Source organism: Janthinobacterium sp. (genome assembly GCF_009923995.1).
Lineage (GTDB): Bacteria > Pseudomonadota > Gammaproteobacteria > Burkholderiales > Burkholderiaceae_D > Janthinobacterium.
In genome coordinates this window covers 1-22,240 of the sequence record NZ_RFSK01000026.1, presented here as the reverse complement: position 1 = coordinate 22,240, position 22,240 = coordinate 1, and the positions used below count along the sequence as shown (strand labels likewise).

Here is a 22,240-nt window from a genome sequence, read left to right as displayed (position 1 = left end):
AGCTCGCTTATAATTAAGCGGCATAAATTTACTGAAAGACATGACACGCATGACATCTTCATCCTCCGCCGGCAACGCTGGCTCGAAACCGCCCCAGAAGGGCAGCAAACCCAAACGCTTTCTGCTGATGGCCCTGGTATCGTTCCTGGGTCTGGGCGTCGTCGGCGTGCTGCTGGTGGTATTCGGCCTGGCCATGGCGTATCCGAACCTGCCGGCGCTCGATACCCTGACCGACTACAAGCCGAAGATGCCGCTGCGGATTTTCACCTCCGACAGTGTGCTCATCGGCGAGTTCGGCGAAGAGCGCCGCAACATGGTGCACATCAAGGATATTCCCGATGTGATGAAGAAAGCCGTGCTGGCCATCGAGGATGACCGCTTCTATGAACACGGCGGCGTGGACTATCTGGGCATCACCCGCGCGGCCCTGCACAACCTGACGGGCGGCGCCAAGCAAGGCGCGTCGACCATCACGCAGCAAGTGGCGCGCAACTTCTTCCTGTCCAGCGAACAGACGCTGAAACGCAAGGCCTATGAAGTGTTATTGGCCTGGAAGATCGAGAAAAACCTCAGCAAGGACCAGATCCTGGAAGTGTATATGAACCAGATTTATCTGGGTCAGCGCGCCTACGGCTTCGCCTCGGCCGCGCAAATCTATTTCGGCAAAAATATCCAGGACCTGACCGTGGCCGAAGCGGCCATGCTGGCCGGCTTGCCGAAGGCGCCGTCGGCCTACAACCCCGTCGTCAACCCGAAACGCGCGCGCATGCGCCAGCAATACATCCTGCAGCGCATGGCGCAGCTGGGCTACATCACGCCGGCGCAGTACGAAGAAGCGAAAAATGAAGAGCTGAAAGTGAAAACCGACAGCAGCGCCTTCGGCGTGCATGCGGAATACGTGTCAGAAATGGCGCGCCAGCTCGTCTACGAGCAATTCAAGGAAGACACGTACACACGCGGCCTGAACGTCTACACCACCATCACCAAGGCCGACCAGGACGCCGCGTATATCGCCCTGCGCAAGGGCGTCATGGATTACGAGAAACGCCACGGCTATCGCGGCCCGGAAGCGTATATCGAGATTCCGAAAACCAAGGCCGAAGCGGATGACGCCATCGAAACGGAACTGGCCGACCACCCGGACAGCGACGACATCATCGCCGCCATGGTGCTGCAGGCGTCGCCCAAGTCCATCCAGGCCGTCACGTCGGCCGGCGAGGAAATCACCATCACGGGCCCCGGCCTGACCTTCGGCTCGGCCTGGCTGTCGGAAAAAGCGGCACCGAACCGCCGCATCAAGCGCGGCGCCGTGATCCGCGTCATGCAGGAAGGCGGCAACTGGGTCCTGACGCAGATGCCGGAAGTGCAATCGGCGTTCGTCTCGGCCAGCACCACGGACGGCGCCATCCGCGCCATGGTGGGCGGCTTCGATTACAACCGCAACAAGTTCAACCACGTCACGCAGGCATGGCGCCAGCCCGGCTCCGCCTTCAAGCCCTTCATCTACTCCGCCTCGCTGGAGCGGGGCCTGTCGCCGGCCACCATCATCAACGACGCGCCCATCTCCTTCGACGCGGGCCAGACGGGCGGCCAGGCGTGGGAACCGAAGAACTACGACAGCAAGTACGACGGTCCGATGACCATGCGCAAGGGCTTGATGAAATCAAAAAACATGATTTCCATCCGCATCCTGCACAAGATCGGCGCCAAGTACGGCCAGGAATACGCGACGCGCTTCGGCTTTGACGCGGACAAGAACCCGCCCTACCTGACCCTGGCCCTGGGCGCCGGCAACGTCACGCCCCTGCAGATGGCGGGCGCGTATGCCGTCTTCGCCAACGGCGGCTACAAGATCAACCCTTACCTGATCGCCAAGGTGACGGACAGCGACGGCAATGTCCTGTCGCAAGCCAAGCCGGACCTGGCGGGCGAGGAAGCCAACCGCGTGATCGACGAGCGCAACGCCTTCCTCATGAACAGCATGCTCAACGACGTCGTGCGCTTCGGCACGGCCAACAAGGCCATGGCCCTGAAACGCCCCGACCTGGCCGGCAAGACGGGCACCACCAACGATTCCATCGATGCGTGGTTCGCCGGCTACCAGGCCAAGCTGGTGGGCATCGCCTGGATCGGCTACGACCAGCCGCGCAACCTGGGCAACCGGGAAACGGGCGGCGGCCTGGCCCTGCCGATCTGGATCAACTACATGGCGAAAGCCCTGAAGAGCATCCCCGTCGAGGAACGTGCCGTACCGGAAGGCCTGATCCTCGTGGGCGACGAGTATTACTATGCGGAAAATCCACCGGGCACGGGCGTCGGCAGCCTGGAAGGCGCCGCGCGCGGCACGCCGGAGGAAGAGAAAGCCAAGGAAGCCGTCAAGAACGAATTGTTCTAAAAACACCCAACCAAACCTGCTGCGCGTCGCGCTTTGCGGTTTCCGATGCTCACTGTGCTAAAGCACAGCTCCGCTTCCCAGCCGCAAATCCCATCCGCTCGCTACGGTGTTGTCAGGTGTTTAAAATAAAAAAAGGGCAGCCTGCACAGGCTGCCCTTTTTTTATTGATGCGGCGCAAAGATTACTTCAGGATCACGGGCGCGCCCGCCTGCTCGCTGGCCATGGCCGACAGGGCCGCGAACAGTTCCGAGCCGTCGCGCGTGTTGATCCACGCGTCGCCCACGCGCTTGTAGTGGAAACCGCCGGAACGGGCCGCCACCCACATCTCGCGCATGGGGGCCTGGCTGTTGACGATGATTTTCGTGCCGTTGTCGATGAACTCGATTTCCAGCACATTGCCGCTGCGGCTGCATTCGACGTCGAGCACGTCCGCATCGTTCAGCCGGTCCAGCGCCGCCTCGATGTCCGTCAGGGTGGCTTCGGCCAGGGCCAGGAATTCCGATTCGCTCATGCTACACTCCAAAGATCTTAATCAAACCGTGATTCTAATCGTGAAGTCATCCTCAGCGTTTTATATCGGCATCGCCATTGTGGTTACTAGCGTCCTGGCCGGCTGCGGCCAGCCGGGGCCACTGTACCTGCCCAAGCCGCCAGCGGCCAAGGGCGCGCCAGCCAAAGGCCCCGTCGAACCGGCCCCCGTGCCGCCGCCGCCCGTGATCGTGCCCGTGACCTAAGCAGAACGCACCGGGGTGGCTGCCGCGGCCGCCCTGGCGCTTTTCGCGCGCTTGCTCCAGGCGAAATACACGCGTATTGCCAGCAGTAGCGCGACGATGGTACCGAACAGGATCGGTTGCGCGAAATTGTGCTTGCCCGCCTTCATCCACCAGAAGTGCAGGATGCCCAGCGGCGCGATGAGGTAGATCAAGCGGTGCAGCCACTGCCAGCGCTTGCCGCCCAGGCGCTTGACCATGCCGTTCGTGCTCGTCACGGCCAGCGGAATGAGCAGCACGAAAGCGATGAAGCCCACCGTGATGAAGGGCCGCTTGAGCACATCCTTCCACATTTCCTGCACATCAAAGAAGTGATCGAACCATAAGAAAGTGGTGAAGTGCAATGCCGCGTAGAAAAACGCGAACAGGCCCAGCATGCGGCGCAGCTTGATCAGCCAGTTCCATTGCGTGAAGCGCCGCAAGGGCGTCACAGCCAGACTGATGCACAGGAAATACAGGGTCCAGTCGCCCGTACCGCGCGTGATGAATTCCAGCGGCTCCACCAGCTGCCCCGTGTAGGTCAGCCAGACCATGCGCACGAAGGGAATCAGTGCCAGCAGAAAAATCAGGCTTTTGACTAGCGACAACTGTTTCGGCGTGGGGTTGATGGCCATGCTCTTCCCTTAAAAGAATTTCTTCAGATCCATGCCCGCATACAACGGGGCGACATCGTTATAGCCGTTGTACATCAGGGTCTTGCGCTTGCGCGTGAGAAAGCCGTCTTCACCGATGCGCCGCTCCGTGGCCTGCGACCAGCGCGGATGGTCCACGTTCGGATTCACATTGGAATAGAAGCCGTACTCGGATGGCGCCGCCAGGTTCCAGGCCGTGCGCGGCTGTTCCTTGACGAAGCGGATCTTGACGATGGACTTGGCCGACTTGAAGCCGTATTTCCACGGCAACACCATGCGCACGGGCGCGCCATTCTGGTTCGGCAGGGTTTCGCCATACATGCCCAGGGTCAGCAGCGCCAGCGGGTGGTTCGCCTCGTCGAGGCGCAAGCCTTCCACATACGGCCACTGCAGCACGCGGCTGCCCACGCCCGGCATCTGCTTCTTGTCGGCCAGGGTGACGAATTCCACGTACTTGGCGTTGCCCGTCGGTTCGACCTTCTTGATAATTTCAGAGAAGGAATAACCGATCCACGGGATGACCATCGACCAGCCTTCCACGCAGCGCAGGCGGTAGACGCGCTCTTCCAGCGGCGCCAGTTTCAGCAAGGCATCGAGATCGAGGGTCATGGGCTTCTTGACCTCGCCTTCGATGCTGACCGTCCACGGCCGCGTGCGCAAGGTGCCCGCGTTTTGCGCCGGCTCGCTCTTGTCCGTGCCGAACTCGTAGAAATTGTTATAGGTGGTGGCGTCCTTGTAGGCCGTCTGCTTTTCCAGCGCGGAATAGGCGGGATTCAATTTGGCAGCCAGCTTGGGATTGGTGCCCTGCGCGAAGGCTTCGCGGCTGGCCATTTCCAGCAAGGCCGCGCTGGACACGGAGCCCAGGGCGATTTGCTTGATGAAACTGCGGCGCGACTCGAACACGGCGCGCGGCGTGATTTCGGAAGAATACGGCAATTCGATGCCGTTGGGACTGCGCTTGATCAACATGGCGGCTCCGGGAAAAGGTGATTATTTGTACCTTACACCAGTTTTCCCGGGCCGTTCATGACGCTTCTGTCATGCAAAAAAACGTTACTACAGTGCCCGAAAAAAGTTCAGGGCAAGGCGCCTTGCCGCAGGCAGTACGCCTAGTACGACAAGGCAAGGCAACGCCGCCATGGGCTTTTTCTCGGCTACTTTTACAGTTTTCCGTAAGAATGGAGTCCGGAAAGGAACATATTCACGCCCAGGAAGGCAAACGTCGTCACCAGCAAGCCCACCAGCGCCCACCAGGCGGCAACGCGGCCGCGCAAGCCCGTCATCAAGCGCATGTGCAGCCAGGCCGCGTAATTGAGCCAGACGATCAGCGCCCACGTTTCCTTCGGGTCCCACGACCAGTAGCCGCCCCACGCTTCGGCCGCCCACAGGGCGCCCAGGATGGTCGCTACCGTGAAGAAAGCGAAACCGACGGAAATGGCCTTGTACATCACGTCATCGAGCACTTCCAGCGACGGCAGGCGGTCGACCAGGTAGCCGCTCGACTTGAGCAGGTAGGCCGAGGCCACCATGGCCGACAGCGCGAACGTGCCGTAACCGATGAAGTTGGCCGGCACGTGGATCTTCATCCACCAGCTTTGCAGGGCCGGCACCAGGGGCTGGATCTCGGCCGCGTCGCGCGTGACCGTGTACCACATCAGGAACACGACGGCCGCCGAAATGACCAGCATGACGAAGGCGCCCAGCTGGCGCGTCGCGTAATGCTGCTCGTAATACAGGTAGAACATGGCCGTGATCAGCGAAAACAGGATGAACACTTCATACAGGTTCGACACGGGAATATGGCCCACGTCGGCACCGATCAAATAGGACTCGTACCAGCGCACCAGCATGCCCGTCAGGCCCAGCACGACACCAGCCCAGCACAGCAGGGAGCCGACGGACGAGCCGAAATCCGAGCGGGCGACGAGGCCGATCCAGTAGAACAGGGTCGACAGCACGAACAGGGTGCCCATCCACAGGATGGCGGACTGGCTGGACAAGATGTACTTCAGGAAAAACTTCTGGTTTGCCATGTCCAGGTGGCCGCCGTACAGCTCGATGGCGAACAGCGACAGCACGGCCGCCACGGGTATCAGCCAGCGCACGGGCTTCCAGTGCCAGCCCAGCCACGCAAACGTGGGCGCGGCCGCCAGCAGGATGGCTTTTTCATAGATGTCCATGAAGGCGCCGAAGCGGGCCAGGCCGAACAGCGAGGCGGCCAGCAAGCCGGCGCCGTACAGCCAGTCGATCAGGCTCAGGCGCTTAAAGAATCCTGGTTCCTGCGTATATATTTGCTTGTTTGCAATTTCCATCATTTTCTCCATTCCCGGTCACGCTGCAGCGCCCCGGACACAGCGCAGCTTACGCCGATTGCGGCAGCTTTGCCTTCAAGTTCTCAAATTCTTTTTCAAAATCCAGCGTCTTGCGCTGCGTGCTCATGGCCATCAGCGCTTCGCTGCTGCCCTTGGCATCGTCGGCGCCATCCTTGATCCACACCCACAGGCGGCGCTCGCGGATATAGAACATGGAAAACACGCCGATCACGAGGAACAGGCAACCCAGGTACACCACGCTCTTGCCCGGCGAACGCGTCACCTGCAGCACGGAAGCCTTGATTTCCGTGAAGTCGTCGAGCTGCAGGTACACGGGCGCGCCATAGAAGAAGCTATCGGACAGCGCATTCGTGGCCAGCTGCAGGAAGCGGCCATGCTTGTCATCGGCCTCGATGGCTTTCAAGCCATCCTTGGCGCGCGCCGCCTGCCACAAGTCCCACAGGCTGCCATTGAGGATCTTCATGAAGATATCGGCCGCTTTTTCTTGCTCGGCAGCAGGAATTTTCTCCAGGAAACGTGAAATGGCGAGGAAACCGCCCTCCTGCCCGCTGCCGGCAAAGATGCCCAGGCTCTTCGCCGCCGACTCCTGCAGCTGGCCGCGCAGGGCTTCCGCGCCCGGCTGCGGCATGGCCCGCGCCGCATAGCGCGCGGCAGCCTGCTGGCGCAGTTCCGGATCTTGCAGGGCGGCGCGCAGGCGCATCCACTCCGTCACGCTGTAATTGTCGTCGGCAGGAATGCGCAGGTAGCTGAACGGATCGCTGGGATTGACGCGCATGCCGGCCAGGAACACCGTCGCGCCGTCGACCGTCACGGGCTGCATGTAGTTCTGGTACTCGCGCGCCTGGCCCGTCTTGTCGCGCAATTTGTACTGCACCGACGGGCCGACGTTCTTCAGGTCCTTGTTATGCGCATTCTTCGCGGCCGAGCCGAGGCGCTTGTCCAGGCCCACGGAGAACTTTTCGTTGAAGCTTTCCGCCTTGTTGACGGCGCGCACGTCCTGGCCGGCGCTGAGGTTTTCCACGTTGAACGGACGGAAACCCGACCATTCCACCGTGTAGGAATTGCCATCGCTGCGCTCGAGCGGCGTGCTGCCGCCCACTTCGCCGCCGATGTCGAAGCGTTTCGTCGTCTTGCCCGTCATGGGGTAGCCCGTCAGCTTGAGCTTGCTGCCGCCATCCTCAAAGCTGGACTGGTACAGGGCCAGGCCCTTGTACAGCAGCGGTTCGTTGACTTTAATTGTTGCTGGGAAACTTTCTCCTGTGACATGGTCGGTGACGACCACGTCGCTGGCAAACAGCTTGGGCATGCCCGTGCTGTAGAAATCGATGTGGAATTTCTTCAGCAGGATGGTGATCGGCAGGTCCTGGATCAGCACGCCATCGGCCTGGGGAATGATGGCCGTGCTGCTCGACGAGCCTTCCGGGATCATGGTATTGCCGCGGAAAGTGGGGTTAGACAGGCTCAGGCGGTGCTGGGCGGGAATGTCGGCGATCACGCCGCTGCCCGCAAACGGCGTCTTGCCGAAGAACCATTGCTGTACGCGGATCGGCATTTCCGAGTCGAGCAAGCCGCCCACGCAGATGATGACGATGGCGCCATGGGCGAAGATATAGCCCCATTTATTCGCCGCGCCCCGCTTGGCGGCCACCAGGGTGGCATTGTCCTTCTCCACCACCTTGGCCTGGTAGCCGGCGTCCTTCAGGCGCATCACCATCTGCTGGGCCAGCACGGCGCGCGGCAGCGGCGCCTGCCATTCCGCCTTGTGGTGGAAATTGCGCAAGGATTGCTCGCGCACATTGTCGCGCCAGCTGCGCATGTCCTTGAGCATCTTCGGCGCATTGCGCACGATGCACAGCGACGTCGAGGCGACGAGGAACCCCATGATCACGAGGAACCACCAGGCCGAGTACACCGAATACAGGCTCAGCTTGTCAAACACGGAGAACCAGAACGGCCCGAACTGGTTCACATAGTTGGGCATGGGCTCGTTCTGCTTGAGCACGGTGCCGATGATGGAGGCGACGGCGATCAGGGTCAGCAAACTGATGGCAAAGCGCATCGACGAGACCAGCTCGACGAATTCAGCCAGGCTGCGGCGTTGGGTCTTTAACTCGATTCCGGTCGTGCCTGTGCTCATACGTTGTTACTCATACGGGATATGCAATCTTCAAGAAAATGGGGCATGGAGCAAACATAATTTCTCCGCGCAAGGCGGCAGCATACTCCTGTTTGGCCCGTGCCATAAAAAAGGGCAGCCCATCGAGATGGCCGCCCTTGTTCATGTGCGCTGCAGCGCGTGGCAAAGCATTGCCACTATGAAAACTTACTTCAGGCCGGCGATGTAATCGGCAACGGCGGCGATTTCGTCATCCGACAGGCGGGCGGCGATGGTGTGCATGTCCACGCTGTTTTTACGGGCATCAGCCTTGGTGCTGCGGAACTGGGTCAGCTGGGCCACCGTGTAATCCTGGTGCTGGCCGGCGATGCGCGGGTACTGGACGGGAATGCCATTGCCCGTCGCGCCATGACAGCTGGCACAGGCGGCAACGTGCTTGGCCGCGATGCCGCCGCGGTAGATTTTCTTGCCCAGGTCGATAGTGTCCTTGTTTTTCGCGGCACCCGGCTTGGACAGCTGCGTGCCCAGGTAGGCGGCGATATTCTTCTTGTCGGCGTCGCTGAGCATCTTCGCGTACGTCGTCATGACAGGCTGGTTGCGCTGCGGCGTGGTGAAATCGACCAGTTGCTTGTAGATATAGCTTTCATGCTGGCCAGCCAGTTTCGGGTTGACCGAGATGGTCGAATTGCCGGCCGCGCCATGGCAGGACACGCAGGCAGGCAAGCCGCGCGCCGCATCGCCGTCGGCGTACAGGGTGGCGCCCTTGGCGGCGTCCGCCTTGACGGCGACCGCTGGAGCGGCGGCTGGTTTCGGTTCTTCGACCGCGGAAGCTGTTGCCGATACGGCCAGCAAAGCGAGCAGCATGGAATGGACAAACGGTGAAAACGCACGATTCATTCAGGCACCCTGAGACAGTGAGAAATTAGTGGTGGACATTGCCGCGCCCTGGGGATTTTTGCTTTATTTTCAGGGCCGCAAGCCGCATCGCTGCTACGCCGGCAACAATAAACAACCCCTTATTGTACAATAGCTTCTTGGCGTTATCGCTCCCTTATCGCTCCCTTTTGTTGCTTTACTATTCCCATGTCAAAACTCTGGCAAGCCCGTTTCTTTACGACCGTCAACCAATTGCGTGACCTGCCCGATACCACGGTGCCGGAAATCGCTTTTGCCGGCCGCTCCAATGCCGGTAAATCGACCGCCATCAACATCTTGTGTAATCAGAAAGGCTTGGCGTTCGCCTCCAAGACACCTGGCCGTACCCAGCACATCAATTACTTCTCCATCGGCGGCGCCCACGTGGCGCAGCACCGCAAGGATGCCACCATCGTCGAAGAGATCGAATGCCTGCTGGTCGACTTGCCGGGCTATGGCTATGCGGAAGTATCGGGTTCGGCGAAGTTGCACTGGCAGCGCCTGCTGGGCGACTATGTGCAGCGCCGCGAACAGTTGGCCGGTTTGATCCTGATCATGGATTCGCGCCGCCCGTTCACCGACCTGGACATTCAAATGCTGGAATGGTTCGCCCCGACGGGCAAGCCGATCCACTGCATCCTGACGAAAGTCGATAAGCTCAACCGCAATGAGTCGGTCAACGCGCTGCGCCAGGCAAAAGCCAAGCTCGACAGCTATGTGGATGAGGACGGCATCGGCTTCCCGTTCACCGTGCAGCTGTTCTCGGCCCTGAAGCGGGTCGGCATCGAAGAAGCCAACGACAAGATCATGGAACTGGCCGGCATCAGCGAAGACGGCGCCGCCCAGATGGTCGACCTGATCGAGATGGAAGACGACGTCGAGCCGGAAGCGGATAAACCAGCCTGAACGAGGCCAGCACGTCCCGGCTGAAACAGCCGGCGTAAAAAAAGCGGCCGCATGGCCGCTTTTTTATTGTGTGGAAGCCTTAGCGCCGTCCCGGCCCCGGCCGCTTCTCGGAAAAGAATTCCTGGCGCAGGAAGGCGCTCAGCTCGGCCGTATCTTCGACGCGGGCGCTGAGGTTGACGTTGCGCCCCAGGCGCCGCGATTCCCAGACGAAATCGCCGGGTTTTTCGGCACGGATCAGCTGGATCATCTTCTTGATGATGGCCGTTTCGATATCGGGCTCGTTGCCCAGTTCCACTTTTTCCTGCTTCAGCCAATTGCGCTTGAAGTTGCCATTCCAGCCCTTGAACTTGACTTCGGCACTGAACGAGGTTTGGTTGACGATGGAAAACACGCCGCCCGAATCCTCGCGGTCGCTGCCGGAATTGCGTCCCTGGGCGCCGGCGATATTCGCCTTGGCCACGCGCATGGCACGGTCGTTTTCGCTTTCCTCGGCCGGCGGCGCAGGATTTTGCGCCTCGCGCTGCTTGCGGCGCTGCTCGATCATCGAACTCATGTCTTCGGCCGGCGGCGGCGGCAACGGCACTTTCGATACCAGCGGCGGCGTAAACGTTTCCAGTTTCGGCTTGTCGCGCGGCACGTCTTTTGTGACCACGCGCTTGCTCGGCGCCGGCGGCGGTTTCACTTTGGCAACTTTTGTATCTTTCGGCTTCGGCGTGGGTTTCGGCTGCGGCTTCGGTTGCGGCTTGTCCTTCAGCGGCGCGATATACACCATCGCGCTTTCCTTCTTCGGCGGCGGAATCTTTTCGATCTTGTCGCTACGCAACAGTACATAGGCGGCCAGCAGCACGTGCAGCAAGACGGACACCCCCAGCGCCACCTTGCGCATGGTGCTGGTCTTGGACCCGTAGGCCGGTGGTGGCTGGATCACTTGCCCGCAGGTGGGACAAATGTCGGAATCGGCAGCCATCAGATGGGTCGTGTCATGCAAAATGAATCGTGCTTTCTGTGTAGCGAAGAAATAACATTACAGGGCAGCCATAGTGCCAGAGTCCCTTGCTTTTGGGAACACTTCCTCGGCCTTTCCAACCCGAAGCGTACAGGATAGCGACATTCCTTGCAGCGCTACCAGAGTACCCGAGCCGGCCCTTGACGGTTGTTACCGTATGTATCATGGCCCATACAAAACCGGCGCCGCATTCACGATGGAACGGGGCGCCGGCGAGAAGCATGCTGCCTGTCAAGCCTTGCTGTCGAGTACCAGCAATTGCTCGTCCGTCAACGGCCCCGTGCCGCTGTACTTGTCCAGGAACAAATAGATGACGGGGGTGATGAACAGGGTAATCACTTGCGAGAAGATCAAGCCACCCACCACGGCCAGCCCCAGCGGCTGGCGCAGCTCGGCACCCGCGCCCAGGCCCAGGGCGATGGGCAAGGCGCCCATCAGGGCTGCCGCCGACGTCATCATGATGGGACGGAAGCGCAGGATGCACGCCTGGCGGATGGCTTCCGGCGGGCTCATGCCCTCGTTGCGCTGCGCATGCAGGGCGAAGTCGATCATCATGATGGCGTTTTTCTTGACGATACCGATCAGCATCAAGATGCCGATGATGGCGATCATGGTCAGGTCCATGCCGAACAGGCGCAAGGTCAGCAAGGCCCCCACGGCCGCCGACGGCAGGCCGGCCAGGATGGTCAGCGGGTGGATGTAGCTCTCATACAGCACGCCGAGCAGCACGTAGATCACGGCCAGCGCGGCGATGATGAGGATGATCTGGCTGGACTGCGAATCCTGGAACACGGCCGCATCGCCGCCGTAGCGCGTGATGATGGAGGCCGGCAAGCTCATGTCCTTGCCCATCACGTCGATCTTGCCCGTGGCGATGCCCAGCGGCACGTCCGGCGCCAGGTTGAAGGCGATGGTGACGGCCTGCAGCTGCCCCTGGTGATTGACGGACGTGGGACCGATCGTGCGTTCCACATAGGCAATACTCGACAATTTGACCAGCTCGCCCGACTTGCTGCGCACGGACACGCGCGTGAGCGCATCGTCATACTGGCGATCCGGCGTGGCCGCTTCCAGGATCACGTAATAGCTGGCTGCCGAGGAATAGATGGTCGAGACTTGCCGCTCGCCAAACGCGCTGTACAGGGCCGTGCGGATGTCGGACATCTGCACACCGAGCAGATTGGCCTTGTCGCGGTCGATCCGCAGGGAAGCCTGCAAGCCCTTGATCTGCGAATCGCTGGTGACGTCGCGGAAGGCCGGATCGGCGCGCATGCCCGCAATAAACTTTTCCGCCCAGTCATTCAAGGCGTCGGGGCTGACGCTTTGCAGGGTGTACTGGTAGCGGCTCTTGCTCTGGCGGCCGCCCAGCTGCAAGTTCTGCACGGGACGGAAATACACGGCCATGCCGGGCACGGCGCTTGTCGCGCGGCGCAGGTTTTCCAGCACCACGGGCATTTTCGGCCGCTCGCTGCGCGGCTTGAGCACCATGAACATGCGGCCCGTATTGCCGCCGCCGACGAACGACGTCACGTCCTGCACGCTGGGGTCCGCCTTGAGCACGGCCGCCACGCGGGATTGCAAATCTTGCAATGCCGCCGAGGAAATATCCTCCGAGGCTTCCGTATTCACCTGGATCTGGCCCAGGTCTTCCTCGGGGAAGAAGCCTTTCGGGATGGTGGCGTACAGCACCACCGTCAGCGCAAAGGTGCACACGGCAATGAACAGCACCACGTTGCGGTGTGCCAGGGCCTTGTCGAGCAGATGCACGTAGCCGTTGCGCAGTTTCGTGAATGCCGCCTCGAAATGGCGGCCGATGAAGGTTTTCTCACCGTGCGTGGGATCGCTGTCATTGTGTTCGCGCGAATCGGCCGGCAGGAAGCGGCTGGCCAGCATCGGCACGAGGGTCAGCGAGACGATGGCCGACACGAGGATGGACAGCGAGACGACGACGGCAAACTCATGGAACAGCAGGCCGATCACGCCCGGCATGAAGAAGATGGGGATGAACACGGCCACCAGCGAGACGGAAATGGAAATGATGGTGAAACCCATCTCCTTGGCCCCCACCAGGGCCGCCTGGATCGGCTTCTTGCCCATCTCGATATGGCGCACGATGTTTTCCAGCACCACGATGGCATCGTCGACCACCAGGCCCACGGCCAGGGTAATGCCCAGCAGCGACACGTTGTCGAGGCTGTAGCCCAGCCAGTACAGCAGGGCCAGCGCACCGAGCAGGGAAATGGGCATGGTGACGGCCGGAATGAAGGTCGCCGCCGCGCGGTGCAGGAACAGGAAGATCACCAGCACCACGAGAATCACCGTCAGGGCCAGGGTCAGGTTGACGTCGTGGATGGCTTCGCGGATCGAGACGGAACGGTCGTTGACCAGGCTGATCTGGATGGAAGCGGGCAATTGCGCCTTGAATCCTGGCAAGAGTTTGCGCACGGCATCGACCACTTGCACCGTGTTCGCATCCGGTTGGCGCTGCACCAGCAAGGTGATCGAGCGCTCGCCATTGAAGCTGCCGGCCGTCTTGGTCGACTGGAAACTGTCTTCCACATCGGCCACTTCCTTCAGGCGCACGGGCTGGCCGTTGCGCGTGGCGACGATGAGTTCGGCAAAATCGGCCGCCTTCATCATCTGCGGGTTGCCCTGGATGGTCAAGGTCTGGCTGGGGCCATCGAGGATGCCCAGCGGCGAATTCGTGTTCGAGGCGCGCAGGGCCACGGCCAGCTCATCCATCGTCAGGTTGCGCGCATTCATCAGGTCGGCACGGGCACGCACGCGCACGGCGAAGCGTTTCTGGCCATTCACGCTGACCTGGGCCACGCCAGGCAAGGTCGACAGGCTGGGCGCGATCAGGTTTTCCGCATAATCATTCAGATCCGACAAGTTCAGCGATGGCGACGTCATCTGGATGAACAGCACGGGCGCATCGGCCGGATTGACCTTGCGGTAGGACGGCAAGTCCGTCATTTCCGTCGGCAACTGGCGCTGCGCGCGCAGCAGGGCCGCCTGCACGTCGACGGCCGCCTCGTTGACATTGATGCTGGCATCAAACTCCAGGGTCAGCGAGGTATTACCCAGCGTACTCGTGGAAGTGATCAGGCTCAAGCCCGCGATGGTGGAAAACTGCTTTTCCAGCGGCAAGGCCACGGAGGACGCCATGGTATCGGGGCTGGCGCCGGCCAGGTCGGCGCTGACGTTGATGACGGGCGTGTTGTAGCTTGGCAAGGCGGCCACGGGGATATGGCCATACGCCAGCACGCCGGCCAGGATGATGGAGAGGGACAGCAGCACCACCATGACGGGGCGGCGGATGCTCAGTTCGGACAGATTCATGCTGGCTTGCCCTGCGGTGCGGCGGCGCCATCGGCGGCCTTGTGTTTGTCCGCCAGGCGAACCTTGCCGCCTGGACGCAGGTTTTGCTTGCCATCGACGATGACGTGTTCATCGCCGTTCAAGCCCGTGACGACGGCATTCGCCCCGAACGCATACACACGGGCAATCTTGCGCACCTTGGCCGTGTTATCGGCTTCCATCGAATACACGAAGATGCCCGTGGTATTGGTGATGATGGCGTTTTGCGGGATCACCAGCGCATCCTTGAGGGTGCGCACGGTCAGCTGCGTATTCACGTACTGCCCAGGCCACAGGTCCGTGCCGCCGTTATTGAAGCGGGCCTTGACCTTGATCACACCGGTCGCCGGATCGACGGCATTGTCGATGAAACTCAGCTTGCCGTCGAGCTGCTTGCCACCCGCATCGGACAGCAAGGCCTTGACGGTCACGTCGCCCGCTTTTTGCGCCGCCAGCAGGCCCGACAGGCTGCTTTCCGGCAAGGTGAACGACACGTCGATGGGGTCGAGCTGGGTGATGCTGGTCAGCGAGGTGGTCGGCTGCACGAGGCTGCCGGCATAGACGTTGATGGCGCCCACGCGGCCACCCTGCGGCGCACGCAGGACGGTGTAGCTGGAATCGACCTGGGCAGCGCGCAAGGCGGCCTGGTCGGCAGCCAGCAGGGCACGCGCCGCGTCGAGCTGGCTTTGCAGGGTATCGACGACGCCCTGGGCGATGAAGTTCTTGCTCAGCAAATCCTTGTTGCGTTTGAGCTGGCGTTCGAAGTCTTCCACCGAGGCACGGTCACGCAGCACTTGCGCTTGCGCCTTGTCAACATTCGCGTGCTCGGTGCGCGCGTCCAGCGTAAACATCAGCTCGCCCTGCTTGACGAACTGGCCTTCGCGGATATGCACCTTGGTAATCGTGCTCGTCGTTTGCGGGTGCAGGTCGACGCTGCTGATCGGCATCACGCTGCCGTTGGCTTGCAGCACCATCGGCACGTCCTGGCGCAGGGGCAGCACTACGCTGACCGTGGTCGCTGCTTGCGCCCCGCCCTTGCCTCCCTTGCCTCCCTGTCCATCGGCCGATGTGCCGGACTGATGATTGAAATACCAGATGCCGCCACCGATACACAGGGCCGCACCCACCAGGATTGCCAGGCTAGTCTTTTTCATTATTCTGTCACGCTGTTGCAGCGCAAGGCTGCAGGTTGAAAGTGGTTACCAGAGGGCTTAAAGCGCGATATTGTCGCACGGAAATGCTTACTTTCCTGCGTAATACTCTGGCACGATGAGGGTGACTTCCAGTCCACCATCGACGTGATTGGCGAGCAAGACCGTGGCGCCATGCTGCTCAGCAATATTGCGCGCAATGGTCAGGCCCAGGCCCGTGCCGCCCGATTCGCGCGAGCGCGAGGTTTCTATACGGTAAAACGGTTCGAACACCTTGGCCAGTTGATCTGGCGCAATACCAGGTCCGCCATCGCGGATGCGGATGCGCGCCGCGCCCGCGATGCGCTCGACGGTCACCTGCGCATACTGGCCATATTTGACGGCATTGTCGATCAGGTTCACCAGACAGCGCCGCATGGCGATGGGGCGCGCCATCAAGGCCATGCCCGCATGGCCGCTGAGGGTCACTTTCTGGCCGGCATCGGCGGCGTCGGAACACACGCTGTCGAGCAGGGAATCGAGGTCGAGCGCCTGCATGGCTTCCGTGCTGTCCATCGAGCGGGCCAGGTCCAGCCCTTCCTTGACCATGCTCTGCATGGCCGACAGGTCGCCCACCAGGCGGTCATACAATTCCGTATCGGCCACCTTTTCCAGGCGCAGGCGCAGGCGCGTGAGCGGTGTCTGCAAGTCGTGCGTGATGGCTGCCAGCATCTGCGTGCGCTGGGAGATATGCTGGCGGATGCGCGCCTGCATGGCATTGAAGGCGGCGCTGGCCTGGCGGATTTCACTGGCGCCCGACAGGGTCAGCGGCGGATGGTTGATGTCGTTGCCCAGGTCTTTTGCCGCCTGCGCCAGCTGTTTCAGCGGACGCATGGTCATGCGCGTGACGAGGTAGGCGAGGATGGCGATGCTGATCAGGAATGGCAACAGGGTGACCCAGTCGCTGTGCTCGCCAAATGGCGGCTGCTGGCGCGGCGGCAAGACCATCAGGCGCAGCACATGGCCATCCTGCATGCGTACATCGAGGTTTTCGCAGGTGCCGCCCCAGGGCTTGGGGCCGAACAGGCCGCTCGACTTGCGCGGCTGCGTGCAGGCGGACGGCCGCTCGGCCAACGCGCTGACCTTGAAGCCGTCGCCCAGCTTGGCTTGCAGGGCCGTGGAAAATTCCGTCGGCGCGCCAGGCAGGTGTTCGGCATCGGGACGCAGTTCCAGGCGCACGCTGCCCTTGTTGGCCACTTTCAGATAGGCCGCGCGCGATGCGAGCGGCACGATGTCGGCCGCCATCACCAATTGCTCGGCCCGCTCCACGGCATGGTAGTCGCGGTATTGCTCCAGCGCGCGCTGGCGTTCGCCCACGGCCAGCCACTGCGTCAGCGCGGCCGAAGCAACGATACCGATCAGCAAGAACATGAAGACCCGGCCGGTCATCGACCCCAGGAACGCCCTCACGCGTGCGGCTCCACGTTGACCTGGCCGGCCAGCACATAGCCGCCGTTGCGCACGGTTTTGATGATTTGCGGCAAGCGGGCATCTTCACCGAGCTTTTGCCGCAGGCGGCTGATCTGGATGTCGATCGAGCGGTCGAAGGGATCGGCATCGCGGCCCTGCGTCAGGTTCAGCAACTGGTCGCGGTTGAGCACGCGATTCGGATGCTCGAGGAACACGCGCAGCAGGCGGAATTCAGCGCCCGACAGCATGATTACCAGGCCGTTGGGATTGAGCAAGTGGCGCGCCGTCAGGTCCAGGGTCCAGCCGGAAAAGCGGATTTGCTGTGCCTTGTCGGACGGGGCATTCGACGGCATGGCGTGGCTGCGGCGCAGCACGCTGCGTATGCGCGCGAGCAATTCACGGGGTTCAAACGGCTTGGGCAGATAATCGTCGGCCCCCATCTCCAGGCCCAGGATGCGGTCCAGGGGCTCATTGCGCGCCGTCAACATGATCACGGGCACCGTCGACTGGGCGCGCAGCTTGCGGCACAGGGTCAGGCCGTCGTCGCCCGGCAGATTCAAATCGAGCACGATCAAGTCGGGCCGCGTTTCATCGAGGATTTTCCACATGGCCGTGCCGTCTGCCGCGCCGAGGGTGCGGTAGGCGTTCGTTTCCAGGTAATCCGCCAGCAGGCTGCGGATATCGCGGTCGTCGTCGACGATGAGAATTGTAGATGAGGGTTCCATATGACGAATTATCCCCACTTCGAACCGCCTTGCACAGCGCATTTGTATCGTCTTGTATATAGGAGACGCGAGGAAACATATAGATACAAACTGCCGGGCAGCGGACACTTCGGGGAAACATGGGGCGCCCAACATAGCTTCCATGTGCAGCAACATGTACATCTCTCATCACTTATAAAGGAATCAAGATGAACGCCTCAATGAAAACCTTACGCAAGAATATGATCATCGCCATGAGCGTGCTCAGCATGGGTGCGGCATCGCTGACCGTCCACGCCCAGGAAGCCGCCGCCAGCGCGCCAGCTGCCAGTACCAAGATGCAGCACGACGGCCCGCGAGGCCAGCACCGCGGTGGCAATCCCGCCGAACGCATGGCCAAATACCAGGCCCGCTTGCATGACAAACTGAAGCTGACGGCCGCGCAGGAACCGGCCTGGGCCACTTTCACGGCCGCCAATGCGCCGAAACAGCCCATGGGCGACTGGAAAGCCAAGCGCGAAGCGTTTGCCAAGCTGTCGGCACCGGAGCGCATGGAACAATGGATCGCCATGTCGAAGGAACGCATTGCCAGCCAGGAAAGCCGTCTGGCCTCGCTGAAGACCTTCTACGCCCAGCTGACGCCGGAACAGAAGAAAGTGTTTGACGACAACGTGCCCGGCGGCAAGCATGGCGGTCACCGCGGCGGCCACCACGGCATGCAGCAGCATCCCAAAGCCGGTTAAGTACGCGTAGCGGGTAGCAAAAAGGCCTGCAATGCAGGCCTTTTTCTTGTTTATAACGCCAGTGAACGCTTACTGGCCATCGAGCTTGCGCAAGGAAGCGAGGAAGGTGGCGGCATTCTGGAAGCCGATCACGCGCGACTGGGCAATTTCCTGCCCCTGCTGGTTGAACATGATGATGCCGGGCGGCCCGAACAGCTGAAAACGTTTCAACATGGCCTTGTCGTCCGCATCATTGGCCGTCACGTCCACCTGCAGCAGCACGGCTTGCCCCATCTTCTCGCGCACGGCGGGATCGACGAAGGTCAGCTTTTCCATTTCGATGCAGGACACGCACCAGTCCGCATAGAAGTCCAGCAGGGCCGGCTTGCCATTCAGCTGCGCCAGCGCCGCATCGAGCTGCGCCACGGTCTTGACGCGCGTAAAGGCTTGCGCATGCACCTGGCCGCCGCCCAGGTGCGCCAGCGGCGCCAGCGGGTCGCGGCCGCCGCTGGCCACGCCCACCAACTGCAGCACGCCCAGCACGGCAAACACGAGGCCGAAGGCTTTGGCCACCCACGCGTTCTTCGCGCCGCTCTTGCCCACCAGCAGATACATGCCGTAGCCAACGAACAATACCGTCCAGCCCAGCATCTGCACGGCGCCCGGCAGCACGGGCGACACCAGCCACCAGGCCACGCCCAGCAGCAGCACGCCGAAGAAGCGCTTGACGGCATCCATCCAGGCGCCCGCGCGCGGCAGCAAGGTGCCGGCCGACACGCCTACCAGGATCAAGGGCACGCTCATGCCCACCGCCATGGCGAACAGGGCGCTGCCGCCGATGACGACGTCGCGCGTCTGGCTGATGTACAGCAAGGCGCCGGCCAGCGGCGCGGCCACGCACGGTCCCACGATCAGGGCAGAAATCGCGCCCATGACGAACACGCCCGCCAGGCGGCCCGACGATTGCTGGTTCGACACGGACGTCAGCTTGCCTTGCAGAAAGGCCGGCACTTGCAGTTCATAGAAGCCGAACATCGACAGCGACAGCGTCGCCATCAGCAAGGCAAAGAAACCCAGTACCCACGGATTCTGCAGCTTGGCCGCTAGGCCTTCGCCGGCCAGGCCGGCCGCCACGCCCAGCGCCGTGTAGACGATGGCCATGCCCAGCGCGTACGTCAGCGACAGCAGCAGGCCGCGCGAACGGCTGACCTTGGCACCATCGCCAACGATGATCGACGACAGGATAGGCACCATCGGCAGCACGCATGGCGTGAATGCCAGGCCCAGGCCCAGCAGCATGAACAGGGGCACGATGACGAGCAGCTTGCCGCCCTTCAGGGCCGATTCGATCTTGCCCATCTCGCTTTGCGCTGGCGCAGCGGACGCTGCCACGGGCGCTGCCGCCACCGGCTCGGGCGTGCTGGTGATATCCGCCTGGGGAATGCTCATGACAGACACGCCAGGCGACGCCTGCGCCTGCGGGCCGTTGACGGCCGCCATATCGGCTGCCGGCGCGGCCGGCAAGGCGAACTTCGATGGCAAGCCGGCGCCAGGCGCCACGCTCTGGCCACCGCCGCCCACCAGCTGGGCAGTGGCGTCCTGCGGCGCGTAGCACAGGCCCTTGTCGGAACAGCCCTGTCCCGTGGCCTTCAGGGTGAAGGCGCCGGCCGCTTCCACGGGTATCGTGATCGTCAGCGTCTTGCGGAAGGTTTCCACGTTCTTCTGGAAGGTCTCGTCAAACTTGACCTTGCCAGCCGGATACACGGGCGTGCCCAGCTTGGCGCCCACGGCCTCGAACTTGAAGCGCTCGTGGTACATGTAGTAGCCGTCGGCGATCACATAGGTGACGGCGATGGTGGACGGGTCCTGCATGCGCGCGGAAAACTTGAAAGCCAGCTCGGGATCGAGGAATTCATCGTCGGCGCGGGCATGATTGGCGCCAAAGACGGCCATGGCCAGCAGCAAACAGCTGGCAAACCAGATCAGCAGCTGACGTAATGGGGCGGCGCGCGCGGTGGCGCTGGAGGGGAAACGGGACATGAACTACCTTTTCAACCATTCGACAGAGGACGCGCGGAGCGTGCAGTGGCTGCAGGGCCGGCGCGAAAGAAGAATAGTACACCGCAGCAAGGATAGCTGCAGCAGAAAACAAAAAAGCCAGGCTAGGCCTGGCTTTCTCAGATGCAATTACTGGGATTACTCGCCAGCAACTTCAACTGCTTCGGTCGTATCTGGACGATCCATCAGTTCAACGAACGCCATAGGAGCGTTATCGCCGACGCGGAAACCCATTTTCAGGATACGCACATAACCACCGTTACGGTTGGCGAAACGTGGGCCCAGTTCAGCGAACAGTTTGACGACCATTTCACGGTCGCGCAGGCGGTTGAAGGCCAGACGCTTGTTTGCCAGGGAGTCGGTTTTGCCCAGGGTCAGAATTGGCTCGACAACGCGGCGCAGTTCTTTTGCTTTTGGCAGGGTGGTTTTGATCGCTTCGTGACGCAGCAGCGATACTGTCATGTTGCGCAGCATTGCCAGACGGTGGGACGAGGTACGATTCAGTTTACGGAGGCCGTGACCGTGACGCATGATAAATCCTTTCGGTGAGTGTTTAAATTCCAGCTCTTCGATCAATGAGGCAGAAGCTTCATCGCGGGCCGGTTTGGTACTACAAAATAAAAGCCTGGGACACCTGTCCCAGGCAGTTTGCTACAACTACGAATTACTTTTCCAGGCCGGCAGGCGGCCAGTTTTCCAGCTTCATGCCCAAGGTCAAGCCGCGCGATGCCAGCACTTCCTTGATTTCGTTCAGGGACTTGCGGCCCAGATTTGGCGTTTTCAGCAGTTCGTTTTCCGAACGTTGGATCAGGTCGCCGATGTAGTAGATGTTTTCCGCTTTCAGGCAGTTTGCCGAACGCACGGTCAACTCCAGGTCGTCGACTGGACGCAACAGGATAGGATCGACCAGCGGCGCGCGCGATGGCGCTTCGGCGGCAGCTTCCGTGCCTTCCAGGGCAGCGAACACATTCAACTGGTCCACCAGGACGCGGGCCGACTGGCGGATCGCTTCTTCCGGCGAGATCACGCCGTTGGTTTCGATGTTGATGATCAGCTTGTCCAGGTCGGTACGCTGTTCAACGCGGGCCGATTCAACGAAGTACGATACGCGGCGCACTGGCGAAAACGACGCATCCAGGATGATGCGGCCGATGGTCTTGTTCGTGTCTTCCGACAGGCGACGCACGTTACCAGGAACGTAGCCGCGGCCTTTTTCAACCTTGATCTGCATGTCCAGCTTGCCACCAGCGGTCAGGTGGGCGATCACGTGGTCAGGGTTGATCAGTTCGACGTCATGCGGCAGGTCGATGTCGGAGGCCAGGATCGCGCCTTCGCCTTCTTTTTTCAGGGTCAGGGTTACCGAATCGCGGTTGTGGACTTTGAAAACCACACCCTTCAAGTTCAGCAACAGGTCGACGACGTCTTCTTGCACGCCATCGAGGGAAGAATATTCGTGGACGACGCCAGCGATCGTCACTTCGGTCGGCGCGTAGCCTACCATCGACGACAGCAGAACGCGGCGCAACGCGTTACCCAATGTGTGGCCATAGCCGCGCTCGAACGGTTCCATCACGACCTTGGCGTGACCTGCACCGAGAGCTTCAACATCGATAATACGTGGCTTCAACAAACTGTTTTGCATGAAATGTCCTTTTCAATACCCTCGGCTCATTACACCGATAAGGCTGATGGCATTAGTAAAACGCCCACTCGATCGAGTGGG

General features: G+C 61.4%; 18 protein-coding genes. 4 read left to right on the top strand and 14 right to left on the bottom strand.

Annotation, left to right across the window (positions count from 1 at the left end; all coding sequences use genetic code 11):
* The first annotated feature begins 49 nt into the window (after window positions 1–49).
* Window positions 50–2,395, top strand: coding sequence for a penicillin-binding protein 1A (locus EBS11_RS14480; RefSeq protein WP_290603724.1), 2,346 nt, complete (start codon window positions 50–52; stop codon window positions 2,393–2,395).
* A gap of 181 nt (window positions 2,396–2,576) precedes the next feature.
* Here the strand turns inward: EBS11_RS14480 and cyaY are convergent, their stop codons facing one another.
* Window positions 2,577–2,906: an iron donor protein CyaY gene (cyaY, locus tag EBS11_RS14475; RefSeq protein ID WP_290603722.1), complete on the bottom strand. Its 330-nt coding sequence runs from the start codon at window positions 2,904–2,906 to the stop codon at window positions 2,577–2,579.
* Window positions 2,907–2,946: 40 nt separating this feature from the next.
* Between cyaY and EBS11_RS14470 the strand changes: the two genes are divergently transcribed.
* A complete protein-coding gene (locus tag EBS11_RS14470; RefSeq protein WP_290603720.1) occupies window positions 2,947–3,129 on the top strand; it encodes a lipoprotein in 183 nt (60 codons plus the stop codon).
* Here the strand turns inward: EBS11_RS14470 and EBS11_RS14465 are convergent.
* The 5 genes from EBS11_RS14465 to EBS11_RS14445 form a co-directional block, all read right to left on the bottom strand.
* Entirely contained in the window at window positions 3,126–3,779 is a 654-nt protein-coding gene (locus tag EBS11_RS14465) for a protein-methionine-sulfoxide reductase heme-binding subunit MsrQ (protein WP_290603718.1), read from the bottom strand. The genes EBS11_RS14470 and EBS11_RS14465 overlap by 4 nt on opposite strands.
* A gap of 9 nt (window positions 3,780–3,788) precedes the next feature.
* Complete coding sequence (msrP, locus tag EBS11_RS14460; protein WP_290603716.1) at window positions 3,789–4,766, bottom strand: protein-methionine-sulfoxide reductase catalytic subunit MsrP; 978 nt, start codon at window positions 4,764–4,766, stop codon at window positions 3,789–3,791.
* 191 nt (window positions 4,767–4,957) lie between these two features.
* Window positions 4,958–6,109, bottom strand: coding sequence for a c-type cytochrome biogenesis protein CcsB (gene ccsB / locus EBS11_RS14455; RefSeq protein ID WP_290603795.1), 1,152 nt, complete (start codon window positions 6,107–6,109; stop codon window positions 4,958–4,960).
* A gap of 49 nt (window positions 6,110–6,158) precedes the next feature.
* The gene (locus tag EBS11_RS14450) at window positions 6,159–8,267 is read right to left on the bottom strand and encodes a cytochrome c biogenesis protein ResB (protein WP_290603714.1); all 2,109 of its coding nucleotides are present in this window, start codon (window positions 8,265–8,267) and stop codon (window positions 6,159–6,161) included.
* A gap of 186 nt (window positions 8,268–8,453) precedes the next feature.
* A complete protein-coding gene (locus EBS11_RS14445; protein WP_290603712.1) occupies window positions 8,454–9,143 on the bottom strand; it encodes a c-type cytochrome in 690 nt (229 codons plus the stop codon).
* Between the two features lie 186 nt (window positions 9,144–9,329).
* Between EBS11_RS14445 and yihA the strand changes: the two genes are divergently transcribed.
* The gene (yihA, locus tag EBS11_RS14440; RefSeq protein WP_290603710.1) at window positions 9,330–10,067 is read left to right on the top strand and encodes a ribosome biogenesis GTP-binding protein YihA/YsxC; all 738 of its coding nucleotides are present in this window, start codon (window positions 9,330–9,332) and stop codon (window positions 10,065–10,067) included.
* Between the two features lie 79 nt (window positions 10,068–10,146).
* Here yihA and EBS11_RS14435 read toward each other — a convergent pair whose 3' ends face one another.
* The 5 genes from EBS11_RS14435 to EBS11_RS14415 all read right to left on the bottom strand — a co-directional run bounded on the left by EBS11_RS14435 (window position 10,147) and on the right by EBS11_RS14415 (window position 17,758).
* Window positions 10,147–11,034, bottom strand: coding sequence for a hypothetical protein (locus EBS11_RS14435; protein WP_290603708.1), 888 nt, complete (start codon window positions 11,032–11,034; stop codon window positions 10,147–10,149).
* Between the two features lie 270 nt (window positions 11,035–11,304).
* Window positions 11,305–14,415 carry an efflux RND transporter permease subunit gene (locus EBS11_RS14430; RefSeq protein WP_290603706.1) on the bottom strand — a complete coding sequence of 1,037 codons (3,111 nt, stop codon included), beginning with the start codon at window positions 14,413–14,415 and terminating at the stop codon, window positions 11,305–11,307.
* Window positions 14,412–15,587, bottom strand: a complete 1,176-nt coding sequence (locus EBS11_RS14425) for an efflux RND transporter periplasmic adaptor subunit (RefSeq protein WP_290603704.1) — start codon at window positions 15,585–15,587, stop codon at window positions 14,412–14,414. The genes EBS11_RS14430 and EBS11_RS14425 overlap by 4 nt, the downstream gene beginning before the upstream one ends.
* An 87-nt stretch (window positions 15,588–15,674) precedes the next feature.
* Complete coding sequence (locus EBS11_RS14420; RefSeq protein WP_290603702.1) at window positions 15,675–17,033, bottom strand: ATP-binding protein; 1,359 nt, start codon at window positions 17,031–17,033, stop codon at window positions 15,675–15,677.
* Entirely contained in the window at window positions 17,030–17,758 is a 729-nt protein-coding gene (locus tag EBS11_RS14415) for a response regulator (protein WP_290603700.1), read from the bottom strand. The genes EBS11_RS14420 and EBS11_RS14415 overlap by 4 nt, the downstream gene beginning before the upstream one ends.
* Before the next feature lie 200 nt (window positions 17,759–17,958).
* On the opposite strand from EBS11_RS14415, the gene EBS11_RS14410 reads away from it, so the two are divergent.
* Window positions 17,959–18,480: a Spy/CpxP family protein refolding chaperone gene (locus tag EBS11_RS14410; RefSeq protein ID WP_290603698.1), complete on the top strand. Its 522-nt coding sequence runs from the start codon at window positions 17,959–17,961 to the stop codon at window positions 18,478–18,480.
* Window positions 18,481–18,549: 69 nt separating this feature from the next.
* Here the strand turns inward: EBS11_RS14410 and dsbD are convergent, their stop codons facing one another.
* From dsbD to rpoA, 3 genes are all read right to left on the bottom strand, one after another.
* Complete coding sequence (dsbD, locus tag EBS11_RS14405; protein ID WP_290603696.1) at window positions 18,550–20,499, bottom strand: protein-disulfide reductase DsbD; 1,950 nt, start codon at window positions 20,497–20,499, stop codon at window positions 18,550–18,552.
* Window positions 20,500–20,655: 156 nt separating this feature from the next.
* Window positions 20,656–21,048: a 50S ribosomal protein L17 gene (gene rplQ / locus EBS11_RS14400; RefSeq protein ID WP_034753219.1), complete on the bottom strand. Its 393-nt coding sequence runs from the start codon at window positions 21,046–21,048 to the stop codon at window positions 20,656–20,658.
* A 133-nt stretch (window positions 21,049–21,181) separates the two neighbouring features.
* On the bottom strand, window positions 21,182–22,159 hold the full coding sequence (gene rpoA, locus EBS11_RS14395) for a DNA-directed RNA polymerase subunit alpha (protein WP_008444343.1): 978 nt from the start codon (window positions 22,157–22,159) through the stop codon (window positions 21,182–21,184).
* Between the last annotated feature and the right edge of the window lie 81 nt (window positions 22,160–22,240).